The organism is Rhodococcus sp. KRD162 (assembly GCF_017168335.1).
GTDB lineage: Bacteria > Actinomycetota > Actinomycetes > Mycobacteriales > Mycobacteriaceae > Rhodococcoides.
In genome coordinates this window covers 1-12,070 of sequence record NZ_JABFAU010000027.1, presented here as the reverse complement: position 1 = coordinate 12,070, position 12,070 = coordinate 1, and the positions used below count along the sequence as shown (strand labels likewise).

At 59.7% G+C, this 12,070-nt stretch carries 8 protein-coding genes and 2 pseudogenes; 2 read left to right on the top strand and 8 right to left on the bottom strand.

Features of this window, described 5'->3' with window-relative positions:
- Window positions 1–194: 194 nt before the first annotated feature.
- Complete coding sequence (locus tag J1M87_RS24135) at window positions 195–584, top strand: hypothetical protein (protein ID WP_206492311.1); 390 nt, start codon at window positions 195–197, stop codon at window positions 582–584.
- Window positions 585–1,032: 448 nt separating this feature from the next.
- On the opposite strand, the gene J1M87_RS24130 is transcribed toward J1M87_RS24135, so the two are convergent.
- The 8 genes and pseudogenes from J1M87_RS24130 to J1M87_RS24095 form a co-directional block, all read right to left on the bottom strand.
- Window positions 1,033–5,997, bottom strand: a complete 4,965-nt coding sequence (locus J1M87_RS24130; RefSeq protein ID WP_206492310.1) for a helicase-related protein — start codon at window positions 5,995–5,997, stop codon at window positions 1,033–1,035.
- A 95-nt stretch (window positions 5,998–6,092) separates the two neighbouring features.
- Complete coding sequence (locus J1M87_RS24125) at window positions 6,093–6,488, bottom strand: hypothetical protein (RefSeq protein ID WP_206492309.1); 396 nt, start codon at window positions 6,486–6,488, stop codon at window positions 6,093–6,095.
- Between the two features lie 35 nt (window positions 6,489–6,523).
- A complete protein-coding gene (locus J1M87_RS24120; protein WP_241257429.1) occupies window positions 6,524–7,288 on the bottom strand; it encodes a recombinase family protein in 765 nt (254 codons plus the stop codon).
- 169 nt (window positions 7,289–7,457) lie between these two features.
- Window positions 7,458–8,210 (bottom strand): sulfite exporter TauE/SafE family protein, encoded by a 753-nt coding sequence (locus tag J1M87_RS24115; protein WP_206492308.1) that lies wholly within the window; start codon window positions 8,208–8,210, stop codon window positions 7,458–7,460.
- A gap of 133 nt (window positions 8,211–8,343) precedes the next feature.
- Window positions 8,344–8,844, bottom strand: a complete 501-nt coding sequence (locus J1M87_RS29145; protein WP_274611077.1) for an amidase family protein — start codon at window positions 8,842–8,844, stop codon at window positions 8,344–8,346.
- Window positions 8,845–8,906: 62 nt separating this feature from the next.
- Window positions 8,907–9,098 (bottom strand): annotated as a pseudogene (locus J1M87_RS29500) (hypothetical protein); the annotation flags it as partial.
- Between the two features lie 100 nt (window positions 9,099–9,198).
- A pseudogene (locus J1M87_RS29495) lies at window positions 9,199–9,472 on the bottom strand (amidase family protein); the annotation flags it as partial.
- A gap of 461 nt (window positions 9,473–9,933) precedes the next feature.
- Window positions 9,934–10,563 (bottom strand): IclR family transcriptional regulator C-terminal domain-containing protein, encoded by a 630-nt coding sequence (locus J1M87_RS24095; protein WP_288438582.1) that lies wholly within the window; start codon window positions 10,561–10,563, stop codon window positions 9,934–9,936.
- Between the two features lie 459 nt (window positions 10,564–11,022).
- Here J1M87_RS24095 and J1M87_RS24090 point away from each other — a divergent pair, with 459 nt between their 5' ends.
- Entirely contained in the window at window positions 11,023–11,889 is an 867-nt protein-coding gene (locus tag J1M87_RS24090) for an aldo/keto reductase (RefSeq protein WP_047040723.1), read from the top strand.
- Window positions 11,890–12,070: the final 181 nt, after the last annotated feature.

Below are 12,070 nucleotides of genomic sequence, written 5' to 3'. Positions count from 1 at the left end.
TCTACAATCATGAACGGCCCCACGGATCCCTGGACGGCATGACGCCGCAGCGCTACTGGGAAACCTGGACGCAAGAAAACCAATTAGCTATCGCATAGACGCTGGACTGCTATCGGGGGCCCAACCAGCTCCGCCGTTCTCTCTTTCTTAACAGTCCTAGCGGATCCAAAAAATGCTGGACTAGACTGAATGCCATGGCTACTCAAATTGATGCACAGAAGATTGAAGACGAACTTCAGCGGCGCCTTAACAACCGAATGGATTCGGTGCGCGCCCTGGTTAAGTCTCGCCAAGCCGTGGCGGATGCGCGCGACGCCCTCAGCTCGGCCGAAGACGAAGATGCTCGGCAGTTCCAGGCCGCGCTGGGCGCAGGCTGGACAGTCGACGAGCTGCGCACCTCGGGACTCCCCGAGCCAGAAAAGAAGTTGCGCGTCCGCAAGCGCACGACCCGCACCAAAAAGGCCCAGGAGACTGATCCGCTAGCCGAACGTGCTCAACAAGCAGTTGACCAGGCCAACCAGACGGTTCACACAGCAAACGAGGCCACGAAGAAGGCCCGAGAAGAACTTGGCACCGCTGACTGAATAGTGGCACGTCAGCGCTAAATGATGAGTTGCCTCTCGTCCACAGGTGCACAGCAAAAGATTAATCCTTCGGTCTTTTCCTGCACACAGGTGGACGACAGGGACCAGCTGACCGCCTGCGCACGACCGCCACGGCACCGACACGATAAGAGGTCAGCCCGGGCGAGCAGCGGCCATGCACAGCCTCCTTCGGCGGTGGAATGGGGCAAGCGAAAAGGGCCGGCTAATGCCGGCCCTTCGTCATTGGTAATGTAACCTCGTGCGGACAATCAATCAAATATTTTGTCAGTCTTGTTGGTCGCACAGTCGCCGCGCGGGTGTATCCGGGTCGGGAACCCCGGAGGCAAGCCAACCCTCTAATTGAGACCGCTCTTCGACATCCGGGAAGTCCATCTTTCCCCTGACAATGTCGGGTTCGATTCGATCCGCGAATGAATGCTCCATGTTTCTATCTATCCATTCCATTGCTCCGTTGGGGACCTGTTGAACGCGCTGTATTACCGGCCATCGAGTCCGACGCTGGCGTCGTCTGACGCTGTCCAGCGGGTGATGGGAAATCTGCACGTTGGCTCTTGCGAATAGCCTCCAGCTCGGCATCAAAAGTAGGTTGCGGAGCATCTTCACCTCGCATCTCACGCCCTATGCGCTCAACTTCCCATCGGGCCGATTTCAAGGCATCTTCGTGCTTGAAGGGTTCTCTCAGCGCGGTTGCGGCGTCTCTGTAATCTTGTCGTGCTTCCTCGATCATTTGTTCTTGTTTTGTGACTGCTTGGGGCAGACGCATGACTTGATTTTCCAGTCTGGTAATCAGTCCCACATTCGGGTTCAACGCGGCGTCCCGACGAACTTCCACGTACACTCCGGGGGTTTGGTCAACGTGAAATCGAACCGATGATGAGTTGATGTCCCCGAGGATTGCCGTACCCTCCATGACGCGGACATTGTGACCAGCTATAGTGGCGGCGATACCCGCATCACGTTCTGCATACGCCGAAGGCCTAATCGACGTATTTTCCTTTACCCAGGAACCTAGTGCTTCTGCGGCATCGGTCCGCTTGTCGTAGCGTGAATCGTTGATCGTCATGGCAAACGATTCACCGCCAGTTTCGCCGGTCGTCCGGGCAACGGCTTCCTGCAACTTAGGAAGGTTCTCAATCAGCTTCCGCCCCCTTGACTCGGCGCCGTCCTTGCGGTGCACCAAAGACGACTGATTGCGATTCCACGCACGGCTCAATCTCTCCAGACGGGAGAGTTCTTGGTCTGCTTTGGACTTCTCAAGGATCAAAGGATTGCCGCTGGAGATAGCCTTGACCTCCGCGTAGGAGAGCGTATTTTCTCCAACATCCTCGATCTCGCGCACGTCCAATTTGCCACGCATGATCTGATCAATGAACCGCGACTTCCGCTCCAAGGTCTGCCACATGAATGTGTCGAACGATCCTTTGGTAACCACCTGCGAGATGTCGACTTCGGGGTTTTGGTTCCCCTGACGGATAACCCGCCCATGGCGCTGGGAAACGTCGGCCGGCCGCCAGGGAGCATCCATATCCACCAGGTGCACGGCCCGGTCTTGGATATTGGTTCCAACACCCATCTTCTGTGTTGAACCAACAAGGACGGCGACTTCTCCACTTCGACAAGCAGCAAAAAGCCTTCCCTTGTCGGCATCGTTTTTGGCCTCGTGCATGAAGCGCACCTTTTCCGCTGGCACACCACGGCTAACAAGGTCGTCTCTGAGCTGGTCATACACATTCCAGCCCTTTGACGGTGTGCCTAAATCGCAGAACACGATTTGCAGGGCCCCAGGGGTCGGGTGGTCTCCGCCGGTGGCAGGGTCTTTGTAGATGCGGTCCTTGTTCTTCTCATAAACTCCGGTGATGAGGTCCGCGGCTGCACTTGTTTTAGTGGCTCCTTCCAGCATCTCCAGTGTTGGATCAACGAGTCGCATATCGAGTGCGGCCTTGCGGCCGTCACTGGAGATTTTGAGCATGTTGTCATCGTGTGGGTCAACCAAACGTTGCTGGACAGCTTCAGCGCGTTCCCCGATGTCCGCAATGTATTCCGACAGCTCTGCGCTGGGTTCCACCGTGACCATCCTCGGTAGTCGTTTCCCATCATCACGTGCAGCCATTTTGGGTACGGGTAGCTGTAGGTCTTCGGCGGTTTTGACATCGGCGAAGGTGTGGAACATTTTCAAAAGCTCAGGGACGTTTTGGAATTTGGCGAACCGTTCCTTCATTTTGAAGTTATCTCCACCGGCTACGGACATTTCCATCTCGGATACGACCTCACCGAATGTTGCTGCCCAAGTGTCAAAGTCGTGAATGCCGGCTTTTTCCAAGAGGTCCGGACGCAGGTATCTCTGCATCACGTACATCTCGGTGACACTGTTGGCAATCGGAGTTGCCGTAGCACCGGTGACGACCCGGTCGCCGTGCGTTTCGCGCAAGTATTCGATCTTCGCGTGCAGGTCCGAGGCACGCTTAGAGCCATCAATGGCGGCGTCGCTGATATTGGAAGGTGTATCGAGGTTCTTGAAGTCGTGCAGTTCATCAACGATCAAGTAGTCGATGCCCGTCTGCTCAAAGGTGATGCCCGGGTCCACAGGCCTATCGAGCCTAGTCTTCATCTTTTCTTCTCGCGCTTGGAGTCGTGCCTCCATCTTTTTGACGGTCATCGACTTTTCGCCGCGTTCAGCTGCCCGGGCACTGGTGGCAGCCAGTTCTTGGCGCATGCGTTCCGTCTCGCGCTTCATGTAAGCCTGCTCCGACGCAGGAGACAGCTCGATACGTTCAAAGGCTGTGCGAGTCATAATGACCGCGTCCCAGTCATTGGCCGCGACGCGGGCGACGAACTCCCGGCGCTTTTCCCCTTTCAAATCGGCCGACGAGGCGGCCAGAATGCGTGCTTGCGGATAGATTTGTAGCCACTCCCGGGCGAACTGGTCCAGCATGTGGTTGGGAACCACAACGACCGGCTTGTTCGTCATTCCAAGACGGCGTAGTTCCATTGCTCCCATGGCCATCTCGGCAGTCTTGCCCGCTCCAACTTCGTGGAAGAGTCCCACGGAGGGTTCTGAAATCATGCGGGCCACCGCGGCGCGCTGGTGAGGGCGCGGGCTCCAAGACTTCACCAACCCAGGCAGGGTTAGCCGTTCACCTTCGACGGTGTAATCACGGAGGACTAGGGAATTGAATCGGCGGTTGTATTCATCGGTCAAAGCGACAGTGCGTGCCGGGTCTTCCCAGACCCATTCACTGAACCGGTCCTTGATCATCTGCGCCTTTTCCTGCGCAGCCGTGGTTTCTGTGGGATTCACGATGCGCCGGGCGCTCTCGGGGTTGTCTGGGTCGGGGTCTGTGACCTGGACGCGGCGCTGTTCCAGCAGGTTCTTGAAAATGTCTCCGGCGGGCATCCTGTCGGTACCCCAGTCGTTACGGGCCTGAAAGGTGTGTTTGCTGGCTTTTACATCCCAGTTCGCGCCACTGGCGCGGTCCACATGGGCGCGAGGGTCTCTGATCAGTTGTTGTAGGAACTGTGAGTGGATGTCCGGGGAGATCCATACCGAACCGATCTTGGCTTCGATTTCATCTGCACCTAGTGGACGTGGCATCACATTGTGGAGGTCCGTGACGTTGCGTTGATAGGACGGATCGTCGGCAGCCGCTTCGGTGGCTGCGTCGAGCTTTTCGCGGATATTGCCACTGAGGTATTCCGCCCGTGTTTCCATGGCACCCGGTTCTCCAGGAATGTCATAAACCAGGTCTCCGAGGGCTTCACGCGCTTCTTCTTGTTCGATACCCAGCAAGGAGGCAATGTTCTCCAAATCCACTTCCCCGGTGGTCTCCAGGGTCACTGCCAAGGCATCTGCCGGGTTGTCGACGCCAAGGACGGGTTTGCGTGGCTGTACTTGACGTTCCTTGAGCAGCGCTGCGGGTCTAGCTTTCTGCGTTCCCTCATCGAAGTATTCAAGTGCCGTCACTAAGGGGCCGTAGGGGTCTTTGCGCAGCGTCGTCATGACACGGGGTTGAGTACGGGCCATGATCTCTTGCCCGTTTTCGTCGGCGCGTCCGGTGCGCCGCTCCCCGAACCGGTTGATGGGACCGTACTTGTCTGCGTATTCCTGATACTTAACGGCTAGATCCGCCCGTGCTGTTGTCAGCTCGTCGGTATCCCCTACGTTGGATGCTTCCAAGGTCAACACGGCGCGTGCACGATCACGCAAGCCCAAGAGGGCGCGAAGCTCTGCTTGTTGGGTGGCCGGAACGCTCAGTTCCTCGGTGACCCTGGCGAGGCTCACTTGGGTGAAGGTGCCATCTTCAAGGGCAGCGATATGTCCTACCTGCTCGGTGGCCGGCGACTGTGGCAGGCTCGCTGCAGCCCGTACCTCGGGGGAACGCTGGTCTTGGCCGAATCCACGGCCGGCGGCCACTGCGTTGGTCGCAATCTCCTGCAGCTGCTCGCGCAACTTTGCGGGGACTGCTTGCAGGTTATCGGTGCGCACGTTAACCGTGGCGTTGCCGTACATGCCGTTGCCTACTTCAATTTCTCCCAGCACCTTCGCCGGGTTCTGCGTGAAGTAGTCATTGATGCGTGCGTCGGCCCCGGATGCGGTGGACACCGGATGGGACATAATCCATGCCGCGTTTCCTGGTTGCTCCCCGGGCATGCGCCGCCGAAAGACCAGAACGTCGGTCAAGGCATCAGTGCCGGCAGCCCTGCGGTGGGCACCGTTGGGCAGACGTACCGCTCCCAGAAGATCAGCATTTGCGTAGATTTCGCGTCGCGCTGCGGGATTTTGTGCGTCGAGGGTAAATGCAGAGGAAATAACCGCGACCATTCCGCCTGGGCGGGTGAGGTCCAAGGATTTGAGGATGAAGTGGTTGTGCATCGAGTGTCGGCCCTGGTTGTGGGTCGTGTCGTGCAGGATGTTCCTACCAAAGGGTACGTTGCCCACGGCTGCGTCGAAGCGTCCGCTGCCGAATTGTGAATCAGCAAAGGACTCGGCACGAATGGTGGCTTCTGGGTAGAGAGCCTGAGATATGCCTGCGGTTACCGGGTCCAGCTCCACTCCGGTCATGGTGGTACCTTGCGGGGCCAAGCCAATGAAGGTGCCCGCTCCAGAGCCTGGTTCCAGGACGTTCCCGCCCTCATAGCCCAGACTTTGCAGCGTTTGCCATATTTCGGTGGCCAGTGCCGGGTCTGTGTAGTGGGCATTAAGGACCGTGCGGTTGGCTGCGCGGTATTCATCCTCGGTGAGTAATTCGCGCAACTCGGCCCTGTCAGCAGCGAACTCAGCCCGGGGTTCATCAAAGACCTCCGCGACACCCGAAGCTCCCCAGCTGCCCCACCGGGCAAGAATTTCCTTCTCCTGTTCGGTGGCCCTCCGATCGTCTGCTTGCAGTGCTCGCAAGGTACGTAGGGCCTCAAGGTTTGCGTGGAAGCGTGCCCTCGCTCCTGAAGGCGCCAGGGCATCCTGGCTTGTGGGAATGAACCCCGCCGGTGCGGCTACTGATTCAGGTTGCTGTCCCTCTCCAACTGGTCCAGTTCTTCTGTCGCCTGCTGTTGCAGTTCTCTCATTTCCTTCACGAATTGGAGGTGAAGGCTCATCTCGCTCGGCTCCTGATCCTCGTCCTCCGTCAGTTCCTCGGCCTGCGGGGTCAGCATCTCCACTCTCACGATTTCCTCGGCCTGTGTTTTCGCCGCGTTCAACCGACCTACCTTCTCCAGGTAGCTCTCCTCCGGCAGGTCCTGTCCCGCGATCTTCACCGACAGGTCCCCCACCGCGTTCTCCGCTTCCTTCCCCAGGTCCGTGAACCATTCCTCCGGGTTCACTATCAGCTCGTACTGGCGTGGGGCCAGCATCTTCCACGTGTCCTGCGCGAACTTGCCGTATGTGTTCATTGCGAACCTCCTCTGGTTCTGGAAAGAGAAAATCATCAAGAGATATTTGGCCCTGAATCTGGGTTTTGCGTGCTCTGGCCATCGGTAGGCTCCCGGGGTGAGTTAGCTGGTTTGGTACCAGCGTATCCAGCGCCGACTAAGCCATCTTGGCGGAGCGCACGAATGATAGTGGATCGACTGACCTTGAATTTTGCAGCAATCCGGTCAAGGGACCATTCCTCGCGTTCCCTAAGTCTGCGTGCTTCGCGCACATCATGAGGCTGCAACCTCGGGGGCCTACCGCCCTTGCCGGCCGCCACGGCCAACCCGGCCATGGTGCGTTCACGAATGAGCTCGCGCTCCATTTCGGCCACTGAGGCGATGATGCCAAACATCATCCGGCCCTGCATGGTGGTGGTGTCGATGCCCTCGCTCAACGACCGAAAGGCGATTTTGCGGTCCTTCAAGGTGTCCAGTAATTCCACCAATCCACGTACAGTCCGGCCAAGTCGGTCCAGTTTGGTGACCACTAGTGTGTTCCCGGGCTGCAGGGCACGCAGGCAGACATCCAGCTCGGGGCGTGTCATCGTCGCCCCTGATTTCCCGTGATCGGCGTACACGTCATAGCAGCCTGCGGCCGCGAGTTGCTGCCGCTGGCTCTCCAAGGACTGATCGCGAGTGGAAACACGTGCGTATCCAAGAGAGACACCCTCAGGGACCATGCGTGGTTCCTCCACGCCGTCCAAGCTTTCTGGCCGTTCCATGTTGATCCCCTCCTTGTGGGTCAGAAACCGTGTCAAGGTCTTGGAACGAGCATACATGTTTCGTACTTGGTTTGTGACTACCCCAGAGGGGGGTTTATACGGTTCACAATTATGCGTCGACAAACGGTCAAAGAAGGTGGTCGCGCGCTATCGGCCTTGGTCATGTGGTCCAACCAGTCCCGATGGGGCGGACCTATATGTATCTTCAGAACTCGCAAACGAGAGTCTACGAACCCAGGTTCATGACGCCTTTAATGAGGGTGATCGTTCCGCCCGTAAACGCGAGGAATAACATCGCTGTGCGAGCGGCTCTTGGACTGATGTACTTAGTCAGCCAATCGCCTGCGAGAAGCCCGCCAATGAGGGAAGCCGCGACGAGTATCCAAAGTCCGGTCCCGAGTTGGGGCCACTTTGCGGGATCGGCGATGGAGGTTGATATCACCGAGATCACCGAAACGGTGATGAAATAGGGTTGGATGGTAGCGACGAACTTGTGGTGGTCCCAGCCCGTCAGCAGTGCGTAAATACTCAAGGCCGGGCCTCCGACCCCAGCAGTTACCGTCATCAGACCGGAGGAGAAGCCGACTACTTCCGTGATTCCCCGATGTTTGACTCGGCGGCCGTGCCGGGCCAGCAATGATGCACCCAAGCCGACGATGACCAATGCGCCGTTGGCCGTTTCGAGCACTGGCCCCCTGGATGCGGAGGCAATCCACGCGCCGAGGGCTATGCCAAGGATCGCCCAAACTGCCAGGCGCCGGAATGTGGGCCATTGGACCTCGCGCCAGACCCGGCCCAGGATCAGCGAGGATGCCAGCGCGCTACAGAGATTTGCCGTCGTGACACCTCCGATGGGGCCCATCAACACCACCAGGAATGGTGAGGCTATCAAGGCGAAGCCCATGCCCGTCAGCCGCTGGGACATGGCCCCCACGAATACGGTGAGGATCATCAGCACGCTACCGGCAGCTTCGGTCACGGCAGTCTCCTTTCCGGTGGTTTTGGCTGGTGATTCGATGAGGATCAGGGAAGTCCTTGCACCACACTCCGAGCCCGGCGAGGCGGGCCCTGGTTCAGAGGTGGTGTAGTCGGATGCGGTGTGGCAGCCGTGGTCAGATGGTTCCTGCCTGCGAGGGTGCACCTGGGCAGGGCGGATGCGGGGCGAGTTGTTCCTCGAAGCGCGCCGCTACCGACAAAAGGTCGGAGTCGGCACCATGCCGGCCTGCGAACTGGATGCCGATTCCAGCTCCCTCGCTGTCAGTCGCCACCGGCAGGCTGAGGGCAGGGTGTCCGGTGAGGTTGAAGGGCAATGTCAACCGGTTCATGGCCGCTCGTACCGGAACCCCCATACCGGGTACGAAGCCGTCGATTTCCCTGAGGCCGGGGGCGGTGATCGGAAGTGTTGGAGTGGCCAACACATCTATTCCTGCAAGGGCGGCGTCGACGCCGCGGCGCAGGTTTTCGCGAAGTTCCTGGGCATAGGCATAGTCGGCTCCGGAGATGAACATGCCAGCCTCCAACCTGAGCCGCACATCGTCCGGGATCTGGTGTGCCCGCTCGGACAATAGTTCCCGGAAGGTGCCGAAAGCCTCGGCACCCAAGGTGCACAACATGATGGAGGGGCATCATCCAGCTGCGCAATGGTGACGGGAACGACTTCGGCGCCCAGTTCTTCCAAGTGCCCGATCGAGCGCTCGAATGCCTCCCGTACCTGCGGGACGAGAAGTTGGTCGATGTACCCCCAGGGGATGCCGATCCTGGTTCGGCGTGGAGGCGCTACGGCCTGCGCTCGGGTAGGTGCAACATTCCTTCCGGCAGGACCGGTTGAGCCTGTTAGGACATCCAGGACGGTCCTGGCGTCGTTCACGCTTCTGGTGAGGGGCCGATATGGTCCAGCGTGCGGGCCAACGGGGGCAGCCAGCGGATGGCACCGACCCAAATGTGGGTTTCAGTCCGACCACCCCGCATAGCGCCGCCGGCATGCGGATTGACCCGGCAGTGTCGGTTCCGATGGCCACGTCCGCCAAGCCGGCGGCGACCGCTGCCGCGGTTCAGGGGGTTTCCCACGGCGCCGAAGTCGCTGCTGGTGCTGAAAGGACCATAGGCCAGGGCATGCAGGTTGGCCGTTCCGATGATGACGGCACCGGCTGCACGAAGGCGAGTGATGACCGCGGCTTCGGATCCGGCTTCCATGCGGAAGGCCCCGGTAGCGCCCGAGGCGGCCCACCCGTTGATACGCATGATGTCCTTGACGGCCACGATGGCCCCGCGAGCAACAACATCGCTCTTGGAGTCGCCGGTAATGTCCGAGAAAGCTTGCAGCTTCTGGGTATCAGCAGCCTGCATCCGCACGGTGATGTTCCGGCGGTCTCCCTTGAAGGGCTGTGGCATGGCATCCTCATTCCTTGGTTTTCCATGGACATTCTCCATGGAATCGGAATCAGGTTCCCTTAAGTGGGATGTCGCTGCCGTGTCGCGCCAATCGCCTCGCAGTCGTTCCCGCAGGTCGACCCCGTTATTCCCGCGCGAGCGTAGGTCCTCGGCTAGGCTGCACGACGTTGATGGTGACATGGTTCCAATATGTCACAAACTCAAGAAATTTTAGTTATGGAGCAAGCTGCGGCTTCGAGGTTAGCGCTTCCAGGCCCGCCGAACGACGGCTTCGACCTCGGCAGCATCGGCTGTTGAGCCGATCCCGGAGTTCAAGGCGCCCCGGAACAGGTTCCTAGTTGCCAGGAGTGATCGGAAGTACTGTCCTCGGCGGTCGATTCGTCGAGCCTGCACGCCAAGGAACTTAGCAGCTTCAGCTCCTGGTCGGCCAGCGACCAGCCTTGCTCCCGGGCCGCGGTTATCCTCTTCCGGATTTCCTCGCGGTCGATCGCGGTGTTGCCGGTCAGGCTTTCCGGCACCAGGGCTTCCAGATATTCATCAAGCTCCCCCTCGGTGAGCCCGGAGAGAAGGACGCGCCCGGTCGCCGTCGCGTACGCCGGCAGGCTGGTGCCGATGATGATGTTGACGGTCAGGACGCGGTCGGCGTGGACCCGGTCCACGTAGACCACGCTGCCCCGGTGCAGCACCGTCAGCGATGCTGTCTCGCCAGCCTCCTGCACCAGCGACGCAAGGTGCGGATGGGCCACCGCCAGCAGCTTATGGCTCAGCAGATAGGCATCCCCGATCTCCAGCACTGCTAGCCGCAAGGAATAGCCACTGGCGTCGTAGGACAGATAACCCAGGTATTCCAGGGTGAGGATGAATCGCCCCGCCGCGGTCCTGGCGATCCCGACGAACTCGGCAACATCCGAGACCGACAATGGCCTGTCCTGGCTGCTGATAGGCCTTCAGCACGGACAAAGCCCGGGCCAACGCCTCGACATGGCCCGGGTCGCTCTTCTTCAAAAGGGAGGCGGTCTCCGGGAGGCTTGGCCCTATCCGAAGCTATCTCATGGCGATGCGTTTAATGGCCCCCACTGGCGAGGATTACAGGCCAGACGGCGCTGGGCGGGCGGCTACCACTGCCACACCGGCAGATCTCGCCAGTTCTCTGCTGAACGGAATTAACATCTGGACAGCAGTTATGCGTTGTGCTTCACTTGCTGGATTACGGCGACCGTGCCGAGCTGCCGCATCTGGCCAGTCTGTTCGACATCGACAACAAGTGTGGCGGCGGCGTTGGCTTGCAGGAGGCAAACGCCTACCTTGAGCTGACCGCACCCGTGATGGCCCAAACATAAAGAGCTGAGGCTTCAGCCGTTTAGCAAACTATCGACAGATCCGAAAGACGAGGCCCTCCGATGATAAATGAAACGAGTACGGCTCCGAGACCAGGTGCGACCTCAAGGCTGCCCTTGCTGAACGGACACAGTATGCCGCGGATCGGCCTCGGAACATGGCCGATGCTGGACGCCGAATGCGAGCAAGCCGTCCGCTGTGCCGTGCAGACCGGCTACAGGCTGGTCGACACGGCCGTTCAATACCGCAACGAAGAAGCCGTGGGCCGCGGCATCAGAACCGCCGGCGTCCCGCGGGCGGAACTCTTTATTTCCAGCAAGTTCAACAAGGAGTCCCACAGCGTCGACGGCGTCCGTCGGGCGTACGACGAAAGCCTGCGGAAGCTTAGGGTCGACTATCTGGACATGTTCATGTGCCATTGGCCGGTGCCGGCGCTTGGCGCGTATGCGGAGGCATGGAAAGGCCTTGTAACCCTGTTAGAGGAAGGCGCCGTCAAGGCCATCGGCGTCTCCAACTTCAAGCCGGCCCACCTGAGGAAAATCATCGAAGCGACCGGAGTCGTTCCGGACGTCAACCAGATTCAGCTAAGTCCTGCTCTGGCGCGCACACAACCGCGTGCGGTCCACCGGGAGCTGGGAATCCTCACCCAATCCTGGAGCCCGATCGGCCGTGAATCCGGACTGCGTGCGAACCCCCTTGTGGTGGCCATCGCCGACCGTCTGAACAGGTCACCTGCCCAGGTCCTGCTGCGATGGCACATTCAGCAGGACCTGGTGCCCATCCCGCAGGCTTCGGACCCCGTCTGGTTGAGAGAGAACATCTCTGCGTTCGATTTCACCCTGACCGCCGACGACATGAACGATCTGGCCCGCCTGGATATGGGCGAAACTGCTGCGCGGGACTCAGATGCTGCGGAAAACGGTCACTGAATCCCGGCCAACGGACGCGGTCCGGCGGGGCCTCGGCCACTCGGCCGACTGGGGCCGTGGTGCCTCATGTCAAGATGCTCGCCAAATGATTCCTGCGTGCCTCATCTATTGTGCTCGCGAAAGTCTCATGCTGCGTGGGGTGCTTGGGAGTAGGTCTTGGCGGCGGCCAGCCGGATGAGTC

Excerpts from the sequence above, each read along its gene's own strand:
- J1M87_RS24090 (WP_047040723.1), top strand. The coding sequence starts at position 11,023 with ATGATAAATGAAACGAGTACGGCTCCGAGACCAGGTGCGACCTCAAGG.
- J1M87_RS29145 (WP_274611077.1), bottom strand. The coding sequence starts at position 8,844 with ATGTTGTGCACCTTGGGTGCCGAGGCTTTCGGCACCTTCCGGGAACTA.
- J1M87_RS24120 (WP_241257429.1), bottom strand. The coding sequence starts at position 7,288 with ATGTATGCTCGTTCCAAGACCTTGACACGGTTTCTGACCCACAAGGAG.
- J1M87_RS24135 (WP_206492311.1), top strand. The coding sequence starts at position 195 with ATGGCTACTCAAATTGATGCACAGAAGATTGAAGACGAACTTCAGCGG.
- J1M87_RS24125 (WP_206492309.1), bottom strand. The coding sequence starts at position 6,488 with ATGAACACATACGGCAAGTTCGCGCAGGACACGTGGAAGATGCTGGCC.